Origin of the sequence: Micromonospora sp. NPDC049662 (assembly GCF_040675055.1) — a bacterium.
Taxonomy (GTDB): domain Bacteria; phylum Actinomycetota; class Actinomycetes; order Mycobacteriales; family Micromonosporaceae; genus Micromonospora.
Map to the genome: position 1 here is coordinate 37,690 of NZ_JBFAOC010000036.1, position 20,576 is coordinate 58,265.

The window sequence follows — 20,576 nt, forward strand, 5'->3', positions numbered from 1 at the left end:
TGCTTCGGGCTCCGCAGCGAGGGGGGGGGGTGGCCCCGCCCCGGGGGCGGCGGGCGCCCCTGTTGCGAGGCGGAGGCCGGGGGGGTCGCCGCGGCCACCGCCGCCGCGACCAGTCCGAAGTAGGCGTCCCACCAGAACAGGTAACCGGCGTGCGCCTCACCCTGCCTCAGCGATCTTTCTGGTTCCACCGGAAGGTCACCAGGCATAGCACCAATCCGATCACAGTCCAGGCGCCGAGCACCAACGCCGTGCGGCCGAGCTCCCACCGGCCGTTGGCCTCCAGTGCCCTCATGCTGTCGGGCAGAAAGACGTAGCGGAAGCCTTGACTCATCCATTTCACGGGAAAGAACGAGGCCACCACGATCAGCCAGTGCGGCAACTGCGTGATGGGGTGGATGAAGACGCCGGAGATGAATTGCAGCGCGACCACCGGCACGTTGAGGATCGTCCCCGCCGTGCGCGCGTGCGTGACCATCGCGCTGACCGCCACGCCGAGCAGCCCGCACGACGCGGTCGACAGCAGGAAGAGCCAGCCGAACGTGAGCCAGTGCGACGTGTCGGGCAGCGGTATGCCGAAGACGAGCGCACCTACGCCGACCAACACGACCACCTCGGCGATGCTGAGCACGAGCACCAGCACCAGCTTGCCGATCAGATACGCGGCCGCCGGAAGCGGCGTGCCGCGCAGGCGCTTGAGCGTGCCGTCCTCGCGGTCCATCGCCAGCCCCGAGCCCATCGTCACGAACGCGGTCGACAACGCGCCGTACGCGATCATGCTGGCGGAATAGACCTGACTCGCGCTGACGCCGCTCCGGTCGTCGCCGCCGTCGAAGATGGTCCCGAACAGCAACAGAATCATGGCCGGAAACCCGAAGGTGAACACCACGGCGGTGCGGTCACGCAGAAACATGAGCAGCTCGACGCGCCCTCGGTTCAGGCCGCTTGCCAGGGTGGATGGAAGGGCGGCCGACAGCAGGACGGCGGTCATTCCCCCGCTCCGATCAGGGTCAGGTAGACGTCTTCGAGGGTCGGACGGGTGACCGTGAGGCTGCGCAGGTCGGCGTCCTCGGCGACCAGCCGGCGGACCAGATCGGTCGGATCGGTCACCTTCTCCACGCGCCGCCCGTCGTTCTCCCGCCAGCTCACCGTGGCGGTGCCGACCGTGCCGCGACCGCCGAGCGTGGCGGGAGTGCCCTCGGCGACGATGCGACCGCCCGCGAGCACCGCGAGCCGGTCGGCCAGGGCCTCGGCCTCCTCAAGATTGTGGGTGGTGAGCAGGATCGTGGTGCCCTCTGTGACGAGCGAGCGCATCAACTCCCAGACCTGCCGGCGCGCCTGCGGGTCGAAGCCGGTCGTCGGCTCGTCGAGGAAGAGCAGATCCGGGCGTCCCACGATGCCGAGCGCCACATCGACGCGGCGACGCTGCCCGCCGGAGAGCGTACGGATCCTGCTGTCGCGCTTCTGGGTCAGACCGACCAGCTCGATCACCTCGTCGGCCGGCCGCGGGTCGGAATACAGCCCGGCGATGTGCCGTACCAGTTCGCGGACGGTGAGGTCGGCCGCGTCGTCGGCGTTCTGCAGGACGATCCCGATCCCCGCCCGCCACGCCCGTCCCGCGGTGCCCGGGTCCTCGCCGAGAACACGGACATCGCCGGCGTCGCGGCGGCGGTGTCCCTCAAGTATCTCGACGGTGGTGGTCTTGCCCGCTCCGTTGGGGCCGAGCAGCGCGAAGGCCTCGCCCCGGGCGACCGTGAGATCGATGCCGCACACCACCTCGTGTCCCTGATAGGCCTTGCGGAGGCCGATGACCTCAATGGCTGTCATACCGTCGACAGTGCCGGTCACGGCCCTTCCCGCGGAACGACCGCTCGACCGTCAGCGACTGTCCATCGAACGGTGGACCTCATCGAGCTGGGCGAGCAACTCGGCTTCGACAGCACCTGACGGGGGACGACCAGCCGGCGTCGAGCTGCTAATTCACCCGGTCAGTTTGCGCGTCACTCCCTGGAACCCGCGGCGCGGACCGGTGGGGTCCGCAGCAACCGCCGAACCGGCAGGATCGTGGTTACCAGGGCCAGCGCGGTCGCGCCGCCCAGCACCGCGGCCCAGCCCAGCGGTGGGACGTACGGGATCAGCGTGCCGGTGAGCGCGTGGACGACCGCGATCAGCGTCATCCCGGCGATCGCCACACCGAGCGTCAGCGCCGTCGCGAGCAGGCCCACCTGTTCGGCTTCGACCATCCGCCGGACCTGCCGCCGGGTCACCCCGGCCAGGCGGAGCACCGCGAGTTCCCGGCTGCGGGCCAGCGCGGCCATGACCATGGTGTTGCCGGCGGCCAGGGCCGAATAGCCGACCAGCACGGTGATGAGCAGCTTGTTGAGCCAGGCTGAGATGGCCAGGTCGCGGTTCAACCGCCCGGTCACGGTGCCGGCGTCGGTCACCGTACCGAAGGCGGCCAGCCGTTGGTCGACGTCGCCGGTGGTACGCACGAGCATCTCGTCGTAGACACCGCGTTCCTGTGGCAGCAGCACGTCGCCGAAGCCGAGCCCACGGTCGTAGGTCGCCACCAGGCGCGGATGGACCGGTGTGCCGTCCGCCAGCCAGATCTCGGTCGTCTGGCCGACCTTCCAGCCCGAGGACGAGGCCTGCAGGGCCGAGGCGGCGATGGTTCCGTCGGGCAGCTCGGCCAGGCTGCCCTCCCGCACCTTCACGTCGATCGTCGACGTAAGCCCGCTCGGGTCGACCGCCCGGGCGACGACCGGCTCAGCACCGTCGAGGACCCGGACCACCACCGACGTGTTCCGGACGGCGGTCGCCGCCTCGACCCCGGGGATCTGGCGTACGTTCGCCACCTCCGTCGACGAGATGCCGTGCGGCGCGGTCAGCACCCGGTCGGCCAGCATGCCGTCGCGGCTCTGCGTGACGGTCTGCCGCTGGAGATTGTCCTGAAGGAACCAGACCGAACCGCCGAAGCCGATCGCCAGCACGAGCGCGCTCAGCACGACCGACATTCCGCGCGCGTTGACCCGCAGGTTGGCCGCCGCCAGTTCCCCCGGCGCGCGCCACACCGTCCGCAACACCGGCGACATCAGCCGGGCGGCCAATCCGTTGATCCAGGGCGCGAGCAGCGCGACGGCGATCACGAGCAGGTAGAGCATGCCGACCGCGGTGGCCAGCGCGGCCGTGCCGGACAGCCCGGCGGCGAAGAACAGCGAGACCACGCCGCCGCCCAACGTGACCAGGCCGGAGACGAGCCGGATCCGGCCGCCGCGAGTTGGTTCGATCGCGGCCTCACCGAGCGCCTCGGCCGGGCGGATGCGGGCGATGCGCCGCGCCGCGATCCACGCCCCGGAGGCTGCCACCAGGACGGTCACCGCGACGGCGGCCGCAGCGGCGACCCCGGCGTTGACGATCGGAAAGTCAGCGGGCAGGAAGCCCCGGGTGACCAGCTGGTGGTGCACCCAGTGGGTGGACCAGAGACCGGCGGGCACACCGAGCACGGCGGACGCCAGAGCCACGAGGACCCCCTCGGCCACGACCAGCAGGCGCGCCTGGCGCGGGGTGGCGGCTACTGCCCGCAGCAGTGCCAGGTCGCGGCGACGATGCCGGACCGACAGGCCGATCGTGCCCGCCGCCACCCCGACGATCAGCAGGACCACGTAGCCGCCGAACGCCGAGCCGGCCGTGAGCAGGAACGAGCGGGCCGCGATCGAGTCGGACTGCTCGGCCCAGCCGCGGTCCATCCCGGTGTACGACTCGACACCGGCCTGCCGGGCGAGCCGGTCGATCGCCCCGTACGCGTCCGCGCGGGCCTGGACTTCGACAGCCGACGCGACGCCACCCTCGGCCCCCACCAAGCGGACGTCGGTGACGCCGGGGAGCGCGCGGATCTCATCGGCCAGCCCGACCGGGACGGTGCCCTCGGGCAGCGGCACCCGGGTGGTGGTCGTGTCGCCGAACTCCCTGGTGGTCACGGTCAGCTCCCGATGGGCGACCACCACGTCGGCCGCCGCGAACTGCTCCGGTGGGGGCCGGAACAGCAGCGCGGACTGCACGAAGACCGCCAGGGTCATCAGGATCATCACCCCACCGGCCAGGGCCACCAGGGTGGCGATGGCGGAGGCGGGGCGCTGCCGGAGCAGACGCAACGCGAGACCGGTCATCGAATGGCTCCCGTCATGCGCGTCGTGGCCAGCACCTCGGCGATCTTCTCAGCGCCCAGGGGCGGCAGGTCGCGGACGATGCGACCGTCGGCCAGCACGAGCACGCGGTCGGCGTAGGCGGCGGCGACCGGGTCGTGGGTCACCATCACCACGGTCTGGTGGAAGTCGTCGACCGCCGAGCGCAGCAGGGCCAGAACGTCGGCGGCCGACTCGGTGTCGAGGGCCCCGGTCGGCTCGTCGGCGAAGATCACGTCGGGCCGGACCGACAGTGCCCGGGCGATCGCGACCCGCTGCTGCTGGCCACCGGAGAGCTGGGACGGCCGACGCGACCGACGATCCGCCAGCCCGACGCGTTCGATGACCTCCGCCAACCATCGCGGATCGGGCCGCCTGCCCGAGAGCTTCGAGGGCAACTCGATGTTCTCGTCGACGGTGAGCGCGCCGACCAGGTTGAAGGCCTGGAAGACGAAGCCGATGCGATCCCGCCGCAGTTCGGTCAGCTTGGTCTCGGAGAGCGTGGACAGCTCGGTGTCGCCGATCCAGACGTGGCCCGACGTCGGCCGGTCGAGGCCGGCGGCGGTCTGCAGCAGCGTGCTCTTGCCGGAGCCGGACGGACCCATGACCGCCGTGAACGTACCGCGGGCGAAGCTCGCCTCAACGCCGGCGAGCGCAACGACCGGCTCCCCGTCGGTGGCGTAGGTCCGGCTGACTCCTTCGACCCGGACCGCGACCATGTCGATCATCACTAGGCCTCTCGGTGTGCGCTTTTCGCTGACACCCGAACGCTAGGTCGCCCGGCGGCCGAGATCGCTGAAGCCAGCGGGCGTCTTCCGGTACAGCAGGCTGTACCTCCCGTGGCGTCCGGCCCGAGCGGTCCAGCCACCAGGGGCAGGGCGACGGCCGAGAGGTCCCGGACTGGGCCTGAGCAGCCTTACCGCCCAGCTCTGCGTGCCGATCCGGCTCAGCGGCGGGGCACCCGATCGTCACCGGGTCGCCGACCCCCCGGCCGGCATGCGACGCTCAAGCTCCGCAACCAACGGGCCACGCCGGGGGGCCGCCGGACACTACCGCCACACAATCCCCGGCATGACAGCACTGCACCCCCAACCCACACCCCTTGTGCCCGGAGGAACGCAGATCATGGACCACGCATCCCCGCTCATCCAGGAGCGGAGTGCCCCGCCGGCCACGCTGGTAATCTTCGGTGCCTCCGGTGACCTGACCCGGCGCAAGCTGCTGCCCGCGGTAGAGAGCCTGGCCCGGCACGAGCGGCTCCCGGACCAGTTCGCGCTCGTCGGTGTCGCGCGCACGTCGATGACCGACGAGCAGTTCGCCGAGAGCGCACTCGGCGAACACGCCGTCGCCAGCAAACGCCAACTCCAGGGCGGCGTGCGGTACGTGGCCGGCGGCTACGACGACCCGGAAACCTACAAGCGACTCGTGGAGACCCTCGACGAACTCGACGCACAGCGGGGCACGTCCGGCAACCGGCTCTTCTACCTGTCCACCCCGGCCGGGGCCTTCGAGCCGGTGATCAACGGACTGGCCCGAGTCGGGCTGAACCAGCCAAGCGAAGGCTCATTCTCCCGCCTGGTCATCGAGAAGCCGTACGGGCGGGACCTGGTCACGGCACGCGAACTCGATGGCGTCGTGCACAGCGCATTCGACGAGCACCAGGTCTTTCGTATCGATCACTACCTGGGCAAGGACACCGTCCAGAACGTCCTGGCGCTGCGCTTCGCGAACTCGATCTTCCAGCCCATCTGGGATCGCTCCTGGGTCGACCACGTGCAGATCACCGTCGCCGAGACCCTCGGCGTCGGCAGCCGCGGCGGCTTCTACGAGGACGCCGGCGCGATGCGGGACATCGTGCAGAACCACGTGCTCCAGGTCCTCGCGCTGGCACTGATGGAGCCGCCGGCCTCATTCGAGGCTGAGGGCCTGCGCAACGAGAAGGTGAAGCTGCTGCAGGCGATCCGCCTCCCCACCGACCGGGACATCGCCGACGCCGCGGTCCGGGGTCAGTACACCCGGGGCGGCACCCGAGAGGAGCTGATGGCCGGCTACCGCGAGGAGGCCGGCGTTGATCCCCTGTCGCGGACCGAGACCTACGCCGCCATGCGGCTCAACGTGGACAACTGGCGCTGGGCCGGGGTGCCGTTCTACGTACGCACCGGCAAGCGCCTGCCGGCCCGGCTCACCGAGGTGGCACTTCAGTTCCAACGGCCGCCGCACCTGCCGATCCCGACCGATCAGCTCACCGGCCTCGACGCTGACGCGCTGATCCTGCGGATCCAGCCGAACGAGGGCATCTCGTTGCGTTTCGGCGCCAAAGTGCCGGGCCACTCCTTCCGGGTCCGCACCGCCACCATGGAGTTCTCGTACGACCAGACGTTCGTCGAGGAGTCCCCGGAGGCGTACGAGCGGCTACTCCTGGACGCGCTGATCGGTGACGCGTCGCTCTTCATCCGCAGCGACGAGGTGCAGCAGTGCTGGAGGATCGTCGACCCGATCATCGACAACTGGGCAAAGGACGAGTCGCCGATACCCACCTACGAGGCCGCCTCCTGGGGCCCGACCGACGCCGACCGGCTCATCGGCCGAAATGGCCGCAAGTGGCGCAACTCCGCGTGACCCTGCCACGAGACGATGGACGGGTCCGTCGGTCGCGGCGCACTCGGCCACCTGCGGTCGGCCGAGGGCGAGCGGCAGCGGCGTGGCCAGCCCACGGGGTGGTCGGGACGGGTGGGCCGACTGCCTCCGGGTGGTCGGCCCGCCGGCCGGGCGGCCGTAACGTCACCCCGTACTCGGTCGGAGACCCGTTCGTCCTCGGCACGACGCGAAGCGCCGGTCGCGCCCGCAGGGCGACGACCGGCGCCGTCGATCAGGGGTAGCGGGCTCCTCAGGGGACGAGTACGACCTTGCCGAGCTGCGTGCGGGCCTCCATCAGCTCGTGCGCCTTAACCCCCTCGTCGAGGGGCAACCGCGTGTGCACGATCGGACGGACCCGGCCGGACGAGTACTGACCCCGTCCAGCGCCGGGACACCCAGCACAAATATCCGCCTGGCGATTCAGCTCCAGGCGTGATCGAGGGCCAGCGCCAGCCGCCTGGTCCACTGATCGGCGGTGCCCGTGATACCGGGACACTCGTCGGTGAAGTTGATCCAGTCGACCTGCCAGGACAAGGCGGTTTCGGCAGTGAAGTTGTCCGCTTCGGCGCCGAGTTCGGGTCGCATGAGCTGGCGGACGAGGGCTCGGTCGACGGTGGTGTGTTCGGCGAGTAGGACCGCGTCGTAGAGGTCCTTGCCTTGCGGGTACCTGTCGGTGGCCAGCCACAGCAGCTTCCACGCCAGCGCCAGCGAGGCGGGCGCGGCCAGTACCGGCTGATCGATGTCAGGCAGTGTCAGCACCTCTGGTGGGAGGGGAAGCTCTTCACCGAAGACGACGTCGACCTGTACGTGGCCGTCCGGCGCCCCCGGGGTGCTGAACGGGATCACGAGGCGGCGTCCGTCAGCTCGTTCGTACGTCCAGATGGCGGCCTCGGTTATCCGGTCTGGTTGCAGGCCGGCGCCGGGCACGGTTCGCACGGCGGTCTTGATGTCATCGAGCAGCGCGCGAGCGTCGGTGCTGTCGCTGGCGATGGTGTGCGGAGTGACGACGAAGTCGAGGTCGCCCGGCTCGCGGGCGGCGTCGCCGACCCAGGTCGCCATGGTGACGCTGCCACGCAGGACCAGGTGCCGAACCCAGGTTGTTGTGGCGATAGCCGCCAGGACGTGATTCATGGCGGCACGCCGGGCGGTGGTCCACAGCTGGCCGGTGGCCTCCACGACGAAGTCGGGCTCTCCGGCGTGGTAGGCGTTCGGGTACTGCCGGAGAGCGGGGTCGAACGCCGCCTTCTGACGCACGGCCGGGCTGACGGGTAGCGGCCGGTAGGTCGGCGGGTAGTCCGGCGAGCCAGCCGGCGCCGACCTCATCCGGTTCTCACGCTCCCGCGCCCAACCGCTCGCCCTCGGCGTGGCCGACTCCAGCCAACCGTGGTCGTGGTGCAGGTCGCTGTCGGAGACGACGTACTCCTGCTCCACGGCCCTAGGCTCGTGGCCGGCGGCCCGGAGGGTCGCGACAAGCTCGTCCAGCCGCCGCCCGGCCGTGGCGAGCCCGACACCGTGACATCGCTGGTTGACGAACCGTTCCTGCGCGCCGTCCACCAGCTCCCGGCGAGCGTTACGTGACAACCGTGCCCCGTGCGGAGCGACCAGATCAGTGAGAGCCATCAGATCCGCCACCGTCGTACTGGGGAGCAGCAGTTTGACGTGGTGCTCGAAGTACCGGTCAGCGGGTTCGACTGCCGCCTGCTCATCCGACTGCGGTACGCCGACGCACCACGGCGCCGCCTCGATCTTCGAACGGCACGGGTGGATCCCTGCCTCGCGCAGTTCGCGTCGCCAGTGCCGCACCGCGGCAACCTGATCGGTCAGGGCGCCTCGGCCGGTCAGGGTGAGCATCGGTTGAGAGACGTTGGCGCCGCGATCGAGCACGATATGGACGAACTTCAGGCCGCGTTTGGCGGCGAACGCCGACAGCTTCTCGGCGTGATGAGCGAGCGCCGTGATGTGGATCTCGAAGTCCCCCGACACCGCAAGCACCGGCGGAGTCTATGGCACGGCCAGCAGGCCGGGAAACGTGTTTCCCGCACGGCATGGACGGGGCACCGAGGATTTCTCGCATCCCCTACCGTCCATACCCATGACCCACCCGTACCAGATGCCCCAACCGCCGAAGCGGCGGACGTTGCGAACCGTGTTGATCGTCGTCGGCGTGCTCGTCGTGCTGTGCTGCGGTGGCGCCGGCATCGGCGGCTTCTTCCTGTACAAGGGAGTCAAGGGGGCAACGGATCCGGCGCGGCAGGCCGCCGAGTCGTTCGTCAGCGACCTGGAGGCGGAGGATGCGGACGCGGCGTACGGACTGTTGTGCGGCGACACGCGCGTCAGGTACACGAGAGAGGCCTTCGTCCAGGGCGTCGCCAAGCAGCCGAAAATCCGCGGCCATAAGGTCACCGGCGTCATTGTGTCGAGCGTCAACGGCCGCACGTCCGCGACGGTGAACATGGCCCTGACCCTGGACAGCGGCTTCACCGACCGGCACCTGTTCGCGTTGGTGAAGGAGGACGACGCCTGGAAGGTGTGCGGCCAGCCGTACTGAGCCCGCGCGGGCGTAGGTTCCGCGGCGAAAACCCGTTGTCGCACACCGTGGGGTCGCCGAGCATGGGCGATGTGAGCCGAAGCCTGCGTACAGATCCCCGGGCGCGTCAGGCGCTCCGTCGCGCTCCGGGGTTGGACCGGATCCGGATCCACGTACACGCAGCGCGACCGGGATTCGCGCATCCGGCCAGCGGATGTGACGTTCGTGAGGTGCTGGAGGTCGTCGGGCCCGCCGCCTGGTACGGACTACGCGTCATCGAGTTGCGGCAGACCGAGGACTTCGACCGCCGATCAGTCCTCTACGGCAAGACCAGAGCACCGGGCGAGATCCTTCTCTACGAACAACCGGCACGCGAAGCGGTTCGGCTGCGGGACTTCATGCGATTTGACGTACTGCTGCACGAGCTTGGCCATCATCTGCTTCAACACCGTGTGCGAAAGGTGGGCAACGTCCAGCGACGGTCGGACCACGAGCGATTCGCGGACACCTTCGCTGCCCAGTGGAAGCCCACTGTCCAGGCTGCACTGAACGCCTCACGAGAGCAGCTCTACCCGCCCGGCTCCACCACCACAATCACCGCGGCCCCACACCGCTACCGCCGGCAAACCCGCCCATCACCAGGTTGACCAACGTCCCTGGGCAATACACCTAGCCGGTGGTCGCCTCGCGCTGGATCTGGTCGAATTCGGCGCCCATCGCGGCGGCCAAGGCCTGCACGGCGGACAGCGGACGAACCATGACCGTAAACTGGTCGACCAGGCCGCTCTCATCCAGATGCAGGAAGTCACAGCCTTCTACGGCGACATCACCCATCCGCGCCTCGAACACCAGCGCGTGATCCCGACCGCCCTCGCCGCTCAACTCCCGGACGTACCGGAAGTCCTCGAACACCCGCAACACACCCCGCAGAATCGCGGCAGTGATCGGCTTGCCCTGGTAGGGCTTGAACGCGACCGGGCTGCGGAACACCACGTTGTCGGCCAGCGACGCCTCAATGGCGTCGAGATCGCCCGCTTCGACCGCCGCACGAAAGTCGATCACCGTCCCAGCGTACGGGCTCGCCGTTTATCTTGGGTCGGCCGATCCGCTGGTGGATTGTGCGGTGATGTTGCGTCATAGACATGTCCATGACGTTGCTTGCCACCATGCTCAACCAGGTGCGGCCGGCGGTCTCCGTTCCCCCGTAAGCGCGTTCAGCCGAGCGAACCCAGACGCGCCAGCAGCATCGGCGGTCAGACCCTGTGTTGCGGCATCAAGGGGCGGCTGGCGGCGGGTGGGGCAGCGGGTGGGCACCTTCCGGACGTAGGCCGTCGAAGATGATGGCAAGGTATCGCTGCCACAGGTCGGGCGGGGCGTCCGGCACGTAGCTGGTGACGTAGTTGGGTGCGCACATCAGCAGGATGACGTCGGCGCCGGTGACGTCGGCCCGCACGGCGCCGTGTTCACGAGCCCGATCGACAAGCTCGTGCACTGTGCGGAACATCTGCTCGCGGGCCCTGGTGACGTCCGTGTTCAGTTCGCCGGCTTCCTGCAGGAACGACAGGTCGCGCTGCCGTTGTTGGTCTGCGGCGACGGTGAGGAACTCCAGCAGCGCGGCACCCGGGTCCGCTGCGTCGAGCAACTGTTCGCCGACGGCGTTGAGCGCGTCGATCCGGTCGAGGACGATCGCGGCGAGCAGGTCATCCTTCGTGGCGAAGTGACGGAACAGGGTGCCCTTGCCGAGGCCGGCCCGGCGGGCGATGTCGGCGACCGAGACGTCCAGGCCACGCTCCGCGAACTCATCGGCGGCGGCTGCCAGTAGCAGCCGCCGGTTTCGGGCGGCGTCGGCACGCAACGGGCGGGTCGAGGTCACGCTGCCACCCTAGCAAGTTGACCGCGCGGTCCGTTTATTGCTAGCTTGGCGACCGATAACATGACCGCCCGGTCCGTTTATGGAGGAAGCGCATGAAGGCAGTTGTCGTGACCGGCTACGGGCCGCCCGAGCAATACACCGTGGGGGACGTGCCGGTGCCCCAGCCTGGGCCGGGGCAGATCCAGGTCCGGATCGCCGCCGCCTCGATCAACCCGGCCGATGTCCGGCTGCCCAGCGGCGATTTCCGTGACGTCGTGCCACTGGAGTTCCCACACGTGCCGGGCAACGACTTCGCCGGCACGGTCAGCGAGGTCGGCGTGGGCGTGATGGCCTACCAGGTCGGCGACGAGGTCTTCGGTCAGGCTGTGCCGCGGGCGCTGCGGGCGATGGCCGGTACGACCCGGCCGTCGCTGAGCACCGGCTCACTGGCCGAGTATGCGGTCTTCGAGGCCGACACCCCGTTCCTGGCGCACCGCCCGGCCGGCCTCGACATCGAACAGGCGGCCGCCCTGCCCATCGTCGGCCTGACCGCACGGGCGCTGATGGCAACCGCCAAGGTGCGGCCAGGAGAAACCGTCCTGGTCGTCGGCGCGACCGGCGGCGTCGGAACCGCGGTGGTCCCGCTGCTCGCCGCCGCGAAGGCTCGGGTGATCGCCACAGCGACCGCCGCTGACGCCGGTATCCTCCGCGCTCTCGGCGCCGACCAAACCATCGGGTACGCGGAATCCGAATACCCCTCCGACGTCGACGTCGCGATCAACCTGACCCTGCCGAGTGACGACCTTGCCGGAGTCGCAGGCGTCATCCGCCCGGGTGGACGCCTTCTCACGATCACTTACCCAGTACCGCAGCAGGACTGGATTGGCCGTGACGACGTCGGTCTGCATTTCGTGCTGGACATGGACGGCGCCTTCGGCGGGATGCGGGAAGTCGGTGAACTTGCGGTCCGTGGAGAACTACCGGCCACGATCGGCCGCCGCTACACCCTCGACCAGGGCGCTCAAGCATGCGTCGACTTCGTCCGCCGGCACACGACCGGCAAGCTCGTCGTCACGATGTGAAACACACTGCCATCAGCGCTTCTCGACAAAGGCTTTTTACCACCCCACGCGCGCGCGACAGGACCCTCACGTGACAGCTGACATCCGCGAACTCCAGCAAGCATTCGACCACGCCGAACTGCACGCCGACACCGACCGCTTGAACGCCCTGCTGGCGGATGACTTCATGTCCATCGGCGAGCGGGGCTGAACGCCTCATCAGCGCCCACTGGGCATCGGGCAGATCGGAGGGGTAGCCAAGACGCGCAGCCGCCGCGCCACCTGCCGGCCCGGATCGCCGTTGTTATGCGGCTACGCGGCCCACAAGGACCCTTCCCAACCACGCTCTCATGGGATCTCACCAGTTACGTGCCCGGAACCTACCTGGTCGCGGTAGCTTGACCTCAGGCGCGCAGGACTGGTCGATCATGGCCGATATGGCGGTTCGTGGCGGCGACAGCTCTACGCCGTCTGGAAACAACTCGGAGAGGAGCTATTGAAAAGTGGCTCACAACAGGCTGCTTGAGCGGCTTCGTCCGGCGGCCCGCGCTCGCTGAGGCACAGCGCGATCGGTCCATCGCGCCGGCCCGCGAGGTGAAGACGGTCGAGGAAAAGGCCGCGGTTCTCGGTGGCCGCACGATCACCTTGCCGCTGGACGTGACCGATGCGGCGGCAGCCAAGGCAGCGGACGCAACGGCGGTCGAGACCTTCGGCGGGGTTGACGAGGCGGTCGACGACGACGACGCCCGGCTTCGTTCGGCCCGATCGCACACCTGATCGCTGAGCGAAGGCCGACTGCCGTCCGCTGCGATATCGACGCCTGGCGGAACACACGCCCGCCATCGAATTCGACCAGCCCTGAGCGCTGGCCGCGAACCCTGTCTGAACGTCAACCTCTGACTGGAGGGCGGCCATGATCGCAACCTTGAAGGGGTTCAGCCAGCAACTGGTGCCGGCGAATGGCATCAAGGTCAACGCCGTCACCGGAGGCTCAGGCCCGCCGATCCTTCTGCTTCACGGATGGCCGGAGACCTGGTGGGGATGGCACCGTGCGATGCCGCTGCTGGCCGAGCATTTCAGCGTGGTGGCCATCGATCTGCGCGGCGCGGGTTTTTCCGACTGCCCGCTCGACGGCTACGACAAGGCGACGATGGCACGCGACGCGCACGAAGTCATGGTTGCCCTTGGGCATAAGCGCTATGCCGTGTGCGGACATGACATCGGCGGGATGGTCGCTCTGCCGCAGGCCACCACCTATCGGGAGGCTGTCAGCCACCTGGCCGTCCTGGACGTTCCGCTTCCCGGCTGGACAGAGTGGGAGGCGTCGACCGCGAAGCTCTGGCACTTCAGCTTCCACATGAACCGGGATCTGCCCGAGCGCCTGATCCACGGCCGTGAGTATGAGTATATTTCGACCTTCATGGCTGAGCGGTTCTACGATCACAGCACCTTCAATCCGGCGGACATCGAAATCTACGCGAAGGCGATGGCGCTTCCTGGTCGCACCCGCGGCGGCATGGAGTGGTATCGAACCCTCGCCGCCGACCATGCGGCCGCGCTCGACTACAAGAAGCAACCGCTCGATATTCCGGTGCTGGGTCTCGGCGGGGACCAGCGCTTCGGCGCACAGATGGTGCCGATGCTCAAGGAGTTCGCCAGCAACGTGACGGGCGGCCCGATCGCGCGGTCCAGCCACTATCTCGCGGAGGAACGGCCGGATGAGGTCGCGGCCGCCCTGATCGAGTTCCTCACGGCCAAGTGAAGCTCTGCGACTGCGCCATCGCGGGCCGGGCGGATCGCGACACTACGGGCGAACTGCGTTCACACCCCGTGCCGGTCGATCGGTTGAACAAGAAAGGAATACGGTCATGACCCCACCTGTCATTCGCGGCGTCAATCATATCGGCATCACGGTGCCCGACATCGAAGCCGCGAAAACGTTCTTCGTGGAAGCGTTCGGCGCCCAGGTGATCTACCAGTCCTTCGGACCGGAGGATCCGCCCCGACAGGGACCCGAATTCGAGCGGGCCGTTGGCGCTCACCCCGGAACGGCCGTGCGCGCGCAGGCGATGGTCAAGATCGGAACCGGACCCGATTTCGAACTCTTCGAAATGCACGGCCCCGAACAAGCCCAGCCGGTCCGACCGAGTGACTTCGGCATCACGCACTTCGGCCTCTACACCGACGACATCGACGCCTCGGTCGAGCGCCTCAGAAGAGCCGGCGGCACTCCCCTCACGGAGCCTCGCGCTATTCCCTATACCACCGAACAAGGTCCCGGAAACAAGGTCTGCTACTGCCGCACGCCCTGGGGCACGACGATGGAATTCATCACCACGCCCGACCGCATGCCCTATCACGACCAGACGGATCTGCGCAGGTGGCAGGACGAAGACTGAGCAATGTCTCGTCACCCGGTGACGGCCCGCGGTTCGGGCCCCTCATCAGGATCGACGCAAAGGTGCCGCCCGTCGGTACCAGCATCACCCAGAGGTACCGGCATGCCCGACTCCGCGCACACCCAACGGCACCCGGAGCGGTCCGTTCGCCACCACCTCATGCGGTGGCGGACGGGCGTTCGCTGACCCTCTCGGCGATCGCCCGGCCCAGTTCCGCCGTCGTGCCGGTGCCGTGCAGGTCGGGGGTCAGTGGTGCCTGTCCGGGCCCGTACGCCAGGACGTCCTCGACCGCGCCGAGCAGGTGGGCGGCGGCCTCGGGGTGGCCGAGGTGCTCCAGCATCATCGAGCCGCACCAGATCTGGCCGATCGGGTTGGCGATGCCTTTGCCGGCGATGTCGGGTGCGGAGCCGTGCACGGGCTCGAACAGGCTCGGGTGCTCACGCTCAGGGTTGATGTTGGCGCTCGGGGCGATGCCGAGGGTGCCGGTACAGGCCGGGCCGAGGTCGGAGAGGATGTCGCCGAACAGGTTGCTGGCCACGACCACGTCGAACCACTCCGGGTGGAGCACGAACTGCGCCACGAGCGCGTCGATGTGGAACTTGTCGAGGCGAACGTCGGGGAACCGCTCGCCCATCGCGGCCACCCGCTCGTCCCAGTACGGCATGGAGATGGAGATGCCGTTGCTCTTGGTGGCGGACGTCAGGTGCCGCTTCGGGCGACGGTTGGCCTGCTCGAAGGCGAAGCGCAGGACACGGTCGACGCCGACGCGCGTCATGACCGTCTCCTGTAGGACGGTTTCCCGGTCGGTGCCCTCGAAGATCCGCCCGCCCACGCTGGAGTACTCGCCCTCGGTGTTCTCCCGGACGACGACGAAGTCGATGTCGCCCGGGTGCCGGCCGGCCAGGGGGCTGCGGACGCCGGGCATGAGCCGGCAGGGGCGCAGGTTCACGTACTGGTCGAAGACCCGCCGGAACTGCAGGAGGCTGCCCCAGAGCGAGACATGGTCGGGTACGACCTCCGGCCAGCCCACCGCGCCGAAGTAGATGGCGTCGTAGCCCCGCAGCGTCTGTTCCCAGTCGGGCGGCAGCATCGCGCCGTGCCGCTGCCAGTAGTCGGCGCTGGCGAAATCGAAGCTGTCGAAGGTGAGCGTCAGGCCGAAACGACGTGCGGTGGCGTGCAGCGCGTCGAGGCCGGCCGGGACGACCTCCTTGCCGATGCCGTCACCGGGAATGACGGCGATCCGGTGGGTGGTCACGGCGCCTCCCGAAGCGCCGCGAGGCCGCCCTGCGAGTCCTCGAGCGCGATGCGTTCCGCGGCGGCGGAGTCGCCCGCACGCAGCGCCCGGACCAGGGCCCGGTGGCTGCTGTATCGCTCCAGGCCGAACGTGTCGTCCTCCGCCACCCGTTGCAGAAGCAGCTCCCGACGCTGCGGGCGGGAGAACACGCGGCTCTGCTCGAGCATCCGGACCAGCACCGGGTTGTGCGCGCAGGCGCTGACCGTGTCGTTGAACTGCTGCATGGTGTCGAACAGCTCGGCGAGGTGCCGCTCGACCGGCCCGCCCTGGGCGGACCGCTCCTTGAGAAGGATCAGCAGGTCGTCAGCACGGTCGAGAATGCCGTCCAGCGCGTCGAGCTGCTCGGCGGTGGCGTGTCGGGCGGCGAAGCGGGCGACGAGGCCACGCAGGCCGACCTCCACCTCCGCGAGGTCGTCGATGGCGGCGTCGCGGATGGCGGCGACCAGCACGGTACGCGGCCCGATCCGCTCGATCAGCCCGTCGAGCTCCAGCCGGCGCAGGGCCTCACGCACCGGTGTCGGGCTGACCGCGAGCCGCTCGGCCATGCCGCGTTCGGTGACCTTCTCCCCCGGCGCGAGTTCGCCGGTGGCGATCGCGGTGCGAACTTGTCGGTACGCCTGGTCGGCGAGCGTGCCGGCTGTCGTCATGACCGCACTCTAGCGCATGACATAGCAAGTTCGTTTGCAACTGTTGACGAGTTTGCTACAGCAATTTAACGTGACCTGGGACACAAGGAGGTGGACGTGTGTCCAACCGGCGGATCACGTTCTTCATAGCCCTCGCACTCTTCGCTCAGGAATCAACCTGGAACTTCTATGACAATCAGGTGCCCGTGCTGCTGCGCGAGCACGTGACGAGCGCGGCGCTCGTGGGCGCGCTGATGGGGATGGACAACCTGCTGGGAATCTTCATCCAGCCCTGGATCGGCAACCGGTCCGACAACACCCGGACCCGGTGGGGACGGCGGATCCCGTACCTCGCGGTGGGCATGCCCCTGGCCGCGCTGGTCTTCGTCCTGCTGCCGTGGACCACGTCGCTGGCGACCCTGGTCGTGGTGATGTTCTGCTACGCCCTGATCGCCAACACCACACGACCGCTGGCGGAGTCGTTGGTGCCGGACTTCCTGCCCCCACAACGGCGAAGCCGGGCGAACGCCGTCGTGAAGATCGCGACCGCGCTGACCATCATCGTCGCGTCGCTGATCAGCCTGCTCGTGGTGGACGAGCATCCAAGGGCAGCCTTCGTCATCCCGTCGGTGATCATGCTGGCCGCCACGTTCGTGCTGCTGGCCAAGGTGCGCGACAGCCAGTCGGCGGCCTACCAGGCCGCGGTGGCCGAGGAGGCCTCCGCCGGCCCCGCCGCGGTCAGCCAACCGCTGCGGCAGATCGTCTCCGGCCTGTTCACCGACCAGGATCGCCGCCGGCTCCTGCTGCTGCTGACCGTCCTGCTCTTCGGCGGGGCATGGTTCGCCTCCCGGTCGCTGATCACCCCGTACGGCATGGAGGCGCTGGGTCTGAGCCGCGGCGACGCGGGCGGGCTCACCCTGCCCAGCGGCATCGTCTACGTGGCTGCCGCCTATCCGGCCGCACTGTTGGCCGAGCGCTTCGGCCGGCTGCGGATCATCGCCGTGGGCATCACCGTCTTCGCCGTCGCGCTGGCGGCGGGCGCCATCGTGCAGACCGCCACCGGTACGGTCGTCGCGTTCTGCGTGGCCTCGGCCGGCGCCGCCGCCTTCACGATCAACGCGGCGGTGGCGCTGTGGAACCTGGCGCCGTCCAGCCGGGTGTTCGGCGCCTACACCGGCCTGTACGCGGTCACCTGGTACCTGGGCGGCTTCGGCGGCCCCGCCCTGATCGGCGGCGTGATCGACCTGGTCGGCTGGGACGGGATGCTGCTCTACATCGCGGTGCTCGCCCTACTCGCCATGCTCGTCGTCGTACGTCTCGAACGCCTGCAGCGTGTGCACCGGGCCAACCGGGCCGGCACCCTCACGGGAAGCGAATGATGTCGACCATCCTCATCACCACTGACTACCTCGCCCCCGGTGACGAGGTGGACACCTACCTGACCGGGCTCGGCTTCACGACCCGGCACGACCCCATGCGGGGACCACGCCGGCCGGAGCAGCTGATCGCGGCCCTGGCCGGCGTCGAGGGGGCGCTGATCGCCAACGAGCCGATGACCGCGGAGGTGCTGCGCCAGGCATCGGACCTGCGCGCCGTCGTGCGTACCGGAGTCGGGTACGACTCCGTCGACGTGGCCGCCGCCGGCCGGCTCGGGATCAGCGTGAGCAATCTGCCCGGGATCAACGCCAACGCGGTGGCCGAGTACACCCTGGGGTTGCTGCTCGCCCAGGCCCGGTGCCTGGTGCCGATGGCCGCGGGGGTGGCCGCCGGCGGCTGGCCCCGCGCCGACGGCCACGAGCTGCGCGGCAAGACGCTCGGCCTGATCGGGCGGGGCGCGGTGGCCCAGCGGGTGGCGCCGCTGGCCGCCGTCTTCGGCATGACAGTGCTGTGCACCGGCAGCCTTCCCGCGCCGGTCACCCGGGTCACGCTCAACGAGTTGCTGCGCGCCGCCGACTTCGTGTCGGTCCACACCGCACTGACCCCGCTCACGCGCCACCTCATCGACAGCGCGGCGTTGGCCCGGATGAAGCCGGGCGCGCACCTGATCAACACCGCCCGCGGGCCACTCGTCGACGAGGTCGCCCTGGTCGAGGCGGTCCGGTCCGGCCGGCTGGCGGGCGCAGCCCTCGACGTGGTGGACGTGGAGCCGCTGCCCGCCGACAGCATCCTGCGCGGCGTGGCCGGCATCACTGTCTTCTCGCATATGGCCGGGCAGACTGCCGAGGCCCGGCTGGCCGCGGGGATGGAGGGCGCCAAGGAACTCGTCGCCGCCCTCGACGGCCGGCCGGCCCACTCGCTCACCGAACCGAAGGAGCCGGCATGACCACCACAACAGCGGACGCGGACGTGATGGTGATCGGCGCGGGCCTCGCCGGACTGGTGGCCACCGCCGAACTCGTCGCCGCTGGCCGATCCGTCCTGCTGCTGGACCAGGAGCCCGAGCAGAGCCTCGGCGGCCAGGCGTTCTGGTCGTTCGGCGGGCTGTTCCTGGTCGATTCGCCCGAGCAGCGCCGGATGGGCATCCGCGACTCGACCGAACTCGCCTGGCAGGACTGGCAGGGCAGCGCCGGTTTCGACCGCCCCGAGGACGCCTGGCCACGGCGCTGGGCCGAGGCGTACGTCGACTTCGCCGCCGGCGAGAAACGCGCGTGGCTGCGGGGCCTCGGCGTCAAGATGTTCCCCATCGTCGGCTGGGCCGAACGCGGGGGCTACGACGCCACCGGACACGGCAACTCGGTGCCCCGCTTCCACGTCACCTGGGGTACCGGACCGGGCCTGCTCGAACCCTTCATCGCGATCGTGCGGGAGGCGGCCGGCCGCGGCCTCGTCCGGTTCGCCTTCCGGCACCGGGTCGACGCGCTGACCGTCAGCGACGGCGCGGTGGTCGGTGCCACGGGCCGGGTCCTGGAGCCCAGCGAGGCCGTCCGCGGCAGCGCCAGCTCGCGGGAGGAGATCGGCGACTTCGCCTACACCGCGCAGGCCGTCATCGTCACCTCCGGTGGTATCGGCGGCAACCACGACCTGGTCCGCCGCAACTGGCCGGCACGGCTCGGTACGCCGCCCACCCACCTGATCAGCGGCGTGCCCGCCCACGTGGACGGCCGCATGCTGACCATCACGCAGGACGCTGGCGGCGCCGTGATCAACCCGGATCGGATGTGGCACTACGTCGAGGGCATCCAGAACTGGAACCCGATCTGGGACAAGCACGGCATCCGGATCCTGCCCGGGCCGTCCTCTGTCTGGCTCGATGCGCACGGACGACGGCTGCCGGTGCCGCTCTACCCCGGATTCGACACCCTCGGCACGCTCGCCCACCTGCGCACCACCGGCCACGACCACAGCTGGTTCATTCTCACCCAGAAGATCATCGAGAAGGAGTTCGCGCTCTCCGGCTCCGAACAGAACCCGGACCTGACCGGTCGCAGCGTCAAACAGGTACTCGGCCGCCTCCGTGCCGGCGCGCCGGCGCCGGTGGAGGCATTCAAGCAGCGGGGGGCCGACTTCGTCGTGGCCAACCGGCTGGACGAGCTGGTGAAGGGCATGAACGCGCTCACCGACGAGCCACTGCTGGACCCGCTCGACATCCAGCGCACGATCGAGGCGCGCGACCGGGAGCTGGCCAACAGCTTCACCAAGGACATGCAGATCGCCGCCATCCGTAACTTCCGAAACTACCGGGGCGACCGGCTCATGCGGACGGCGGCGCCGCACCGACTCCTCGACCCGAAGGCCGGGCCGCTGATCGCCGTACGCCTGCATGTGCTCACCCGCAAGACCCTGGGCGGCCTGCACACCGACCTCGATGGTCGGGTGCTGGACGGTGCCGGTCAGCCGGTACCCGGGCTCTACGCCGCCGGCGAGGCCAGTGGGTTTGGCGGCGGCGGCATGCACGGCTACCGCGCGCTGGAAGGCACCTTCCTGGGCGGCTGTCTCTTCTCCGGCCGCCAGGCCGGCCGCGCCGTGGCCGCCACCGTCGGATGACCGGCTCGTACCCGCGAA

General features: G+C 69.4%; 19 protein-coding genes and 1 pseudogene. 10 read left to right on the forward strand and 10 right to left on the reverse strand.

Annotated features, from left to right (window positions below; all coding sequences use genetic code 11):
- Positions 1-166 precede the first annotated feature (166 nt).
- From AB0J36_RS23765 to AB0J36_RS23780, 4 genes are all read right to left on the reverse strand, one after another.
- Positions 167-988 carry an ABC transporter permease gene (locus AB0J36_RS23765; protein WP_357124811.1) on the reverse strand — a complete coding sequence of 274 codons (822 nt, stop codon included), beginning with the start codon at positions 986-988 and terminating at the stop codon, positions 167-169.
- The gene (locus AB0J36_RS23770; RefSeq protein WP_363661130.1) at positions 985-1,824 is read right to left on the reverse strand and encodes an ABC transporter ATP-binding protein; all 840 of its coding nucleotides are present in this window, start codon (positions 1,822-1,824) and stop codon (positions 985-987) included. The genes AB0J36_RS23765 and AB0J36_RS23770 overlap by 4 nt, the downstream gene beginning before the upstream one ends.
- Positions 1,825-1,997: 173 nt before the next feature.
- Positions 1,998-4,163: an FtsX-like permease family protein gene (locus AB0J36_RS23775; protein ID WP_357392438.1), complete on the reverse strand. Its 2,166-nt coding sequence runs from the start codon at positions 4,161-4,163 to the stop codon at positions 1,998-2,000.
- The gene (locus AB0J36_RS23780; protein WP_357125693.1) at positions 4,160-4,897 is read right to left on the reverse strand and encodes an ABC transporter ATP-binding protein; all 738 of its coding nucleotides are present in this window, start codon (positions 4,895-4,897) and stop codon (positions 4,160-4,162) included. Before AB0J36_RS23780 ends, AB0J36_RS23775 begins: the two co-directional genes overlap by 4 nt.
- A 406-nt stretch (positions 4,898-5,303) precedes the next feature.
- On the opposite strand from AB0J36_RS23780, the gene zwf reads away from it, so the two are divergent.
- On the forward strand, positions 5,304-6,797 hold the full coding sequence (gene zwf / locus AB0J36_RS23785; protein ID WP_363661131.1) for a glucose-6-phosphate dehydrogenase: 1,494 nt from the start codon (positions 5,304-5,306) through the stop codon (positions 6,795-6,797).
- Between the two features lie 268 nt (positions 6,798-7,065).
- On the opposite strand, the gene AB0J36_RS23790 is transcribed toward zwf, so the two are convergent.
- Positions 7,066-7,311, reverse strand: coding sequence for a zinc-binding dehydrogenase (locus tag AB0J36_RS23790; RefSeq protein WP_363661132.1), 246 nt, complete (start codon positions 7,309-7,311; stop codon positions 7,066-7,068).
- Positions 7,236-8,807, reverse strand: a complete 1,572-nt coding sequence (locus AB0J36_RS23795) for a nucleotidyl transferase AbiEii/AbiGii toxin family protein (RefSeq protein WP_357124795.1) — start codon at positions 8,805-8,807, stop codon at positions 7,236-7,238. The genes AB0J36_RS23790 and AB0J36_RS23795 overlap by 76 nt, the downstream gene beginning before the upstream one ends.
- A gap of 100 nt (positions 8,808-8,907) precedes the next feature.
- Between AB0J36_RS23795 and AB0J36_RS23800 the strand changes: the two genes are divergently transcribed.
- Positions 8,908-9,363: a hypothetical protein gene (locus AB0J36_RS23800; RefSeq protein WP_363661133.1), complete on the forward strand. Its 456-nt coding sequence runs from the start codon at positions 8,908-8,910 to the stop codon at positions 9,361-9,363.
- A gap of 523 nt (positions 9,364-9,886) precedes the next feature.
- Positions 9,887-10,015 (forward strand): annotated as a pseudogene (locus tag AB0J36_RS23805) (IS481 family transposase); the annotation flags it as partial.
- Here AB0J36_RS23805 and AB0J36_RS23810 read toward each other — a convergent pair.
- On the reverse strand, positions 10,012-10,404 hold the full coding sequence (locus AB0J36_RS23810) for a nuclear transport factor 2 family protein (RefSeq protein WP_357173979.1): 393 nt from the start codon (positions 10,402-10,404) through the stop codon (positions 10,012-10,014). The pseudogene AB0J36_RS23805 and the gene AB0J36_RS23810 overlap by 4 nt on opposite strands.
- Before the next feature lie 211 nt (positions 10,405-10,615).
- Positions 10,616-11,215, reverse strand: a complete 600-nt coding sequence (locus AB0J36_RS23815; RefSeq protein WP_357124786.1) for a helix-turn-helix domain-containing protein — start codon at positions 11,213-11,215, stop codon at positions 10,616-10,618.
- Positions 11,216-11,307: 92 nt separating this feature from the next.
- Between AB0J36_RS23815 and AB0J36_RS23820 the strand changes: the two genes are divergently transcribed.
- From AB0J36_RS23820 to AB0J36_RS23835, 4 genes are all read left to right on the forward strand, one after another.
- A complete protein-coding gene (locus tag AB0J36_RS23820; RefSeq protein ID WP_357173982.1) occupies positions 11,308-12,276 on the forward strand; it encodes an NADP-dependent oxidoreductase in 969 nt (322 codons plus the stop codon).
- Between the two features lie 501 nt (positions 12,277-12,777).
- Positions 12,778-13,032 carry a hypothetical protein gene (locus tag AB0J36_RS23825; protein WP_357124780.1) on the forward strand — a complete coding sequence of 85 codons (255 nt, stop codon included), beginning with the start codon at positions 12,778-12,780 and terminating at the stop codon, positions 13,030-13,032.
- 136 nt (positions 13,033-13,168) lie between these two features.
- Positions 13,169-14,017 carry an alpha/beta hydrolase gene (locus tag AB0J36_RS23830; RefSeq protein ID WP_357124776.1) on the forward strand — a complete coding sequence of 283 codons (849 nt, stop codon included), beginning with the start codon at positions 13,169-13,171 and terminating at the stop codon, positions 14,015-14,017.
- Between the two features lie 106 nt (positions 14,018-14,123).
- Entirely contained in the window at positions 14,124-14,654 is a 531-nt protein-coding gene (locus tag AB0J36_RS23835) for a VOC family protein (protein ID WP_355047774.1), read from the forward strand.
- Positions 14,655-14,811: 157 nt separating this feature from the next.
- Here the strand turns inward: AB0J36_RS23835 and AB0J36_RS23840 are convergent, their stop codons facing one another.
- Positions 14,812-15,909 carry a tartrate dehydrogenase gene (locus AB0J36_RS23840; RefSeq protein ID WP_357124773.1) on the reverse strand — a complete coding sequence of 366 codons (1,098 nt, stop codon included), beginning with the start codon at positions 15,907-15,909 and terminating at the stop codon, positions 14,812-14,814.
- A complete protein-coding gene (locus AB0J36_RS23845; protein WP_357124771.1) occupies positions 15,906-16,595 on the reverse strand; it encodes a GntR family transcriptional regulator in 690 nt (229 codons plus the stop codon). The genes AB0J36_RS23840 and AB0J36_RS23845 overlap by 4 nt, the downstream gene beginning before the upstream one ends.
- Before the next feature lie 98 nt (positions 16,596-16,693).
- Between AB0J36_RS23845 and AB0J36_RS23850 the strand changes: the two genes are divergently transcribed.
- The 3 genes from AB0J36_RS23850 to AB0J36_RS23860 are packed head-to-tail and all read left to right on the forward strand — an operon-like array spanning position 16,694 to position 20,558.
- Positions 16,694-17,953 (forward strand): MFS transporter, encoded by a 1,260-nt coding sequence (locus AB0J36_RS23850; RefSeq protein WP_357124767.1) that lies wholly within the window; start codon positions 16,694-16,696, stop codon positions 17,951-17,953.
- Entirely contained in the window at positions 17,953-18,897 is a 945-nt protein-coding gene (locus tag AB0J36_RS23855; RefSeq protein ID WP_357124764.1) for an NAD(P)-dependent oxidoreductase, read from the forward strand. The genes AB0J36_RS23850 and AB0J36_RS23855 overlap by 1 nt, the downstream gene beginning before the upstream one ends.
- Positions 18,894-20,558, forward strand: coding sequence for an FAD-binding dehydrogenase (locus AB0J36_RS23860; RefSeq protein ID WP_363661134.1), 1,665 nt, complete (start codon positions 18,894-18,896; stop codon positions 20,556-20,558). The genes AB0J36_RS23855 and AB0J36_RS23860 overlap by 4 nt, the downstream gene beginning before the upstream one ends.
- The last annotated feature ends 18 nt before the right edge of the window (positions 20,559-20,576 follow it).

Excerpts from the sequence above, each read along its gene's own strand:
- AB0J36_RS23765 (WP_357124811.1), bottom strand. The coding sequence starts at position 988 with ATGACCGCCGTCCTGCTGTCGGCCGCCCTTCCATCCACCCTGGCAAGC.
- AB0J36_RS23770 (WP_363661130.1), bottom strand. The coding sequence starts at position 1,824 with ATGACAGCCATTGAGGTCATCGGCCTCCGCAAGGCCTATCAGGGACAC.
- AB0J36_RS23775 (WP_357392438.1), bottom strand. The coding sequence starts at position 4,163 with ATGACCGGTCTCGCGTTGCGTCTGCTCCGGCAGCGCCCCGCCTCCGCC.
- AB0J36_RS23780 (WP_357125693.1), bottom strand. The coding sequence starts at position 4,897 with ATGGTCGCGGTCCGGGTCGAAGGAGTCAGCCGGACCTACGCCACCGAC.
- zwf (WP_363661131.1), top strand. The coding sequence starts at position 5,304 with ATGGACCACGCATCCCCGCTCATCCAGGAGCGGAGTGCCCCGCCGGCC.
- AB0J36_RS23800 (WP_363661133.1), top strand. The coding sequence starts at position 8,908 with ATGACCCACCCGTACCAGATGCCCCAACCGCCGAAGCGGCGGACGTTG.
- AB0J36_RS23820 (WP_357173982.1), top strand. The coding sequence starts at position 11,308 with ATGAAGGCAGTTGTCGTGACCGGCTACGGGCCGCCCGAGCAATACACC.
- AB0J36_RS23830 (WP_357124776.1), top strand. The coding sequence starts at position 13,169 with ATGATCGCAACCTTGAAGGGGTTCAGCCAGCAACTGGTGCCGGCGAAT.
- AB0J36_RS23835 (WP_355047774.1), top strand. The coding sequence starts at position 14,124 with ATGACCCCACCTGTCATTCGCGGCGTCAATCATATCGGCATCACGGTG.
- AB0J36_RS23845 (WP_357124771.1), bottom strand. The coding sequence starts at position 16,595 with ATGACGACAGCCGGCACGCTCGCCGACCAGGCGTACCGACAAGTTCGC.
- AB0J36_RS23855 (WP_357124764.1), top strand. The coding sequence starts at position 17,953 with ATGTCGACCATCCTCATCACCACTGACTACCTCGCCCCCGGTGACGAG.
- AB0J36_RS23860 (WP_363661134.1), top strand. The coding sequence starts at position 18,894 with ATGACCACCACAACAGCGGACGCGGACGTGATGGTGATCGGCGCGGGC.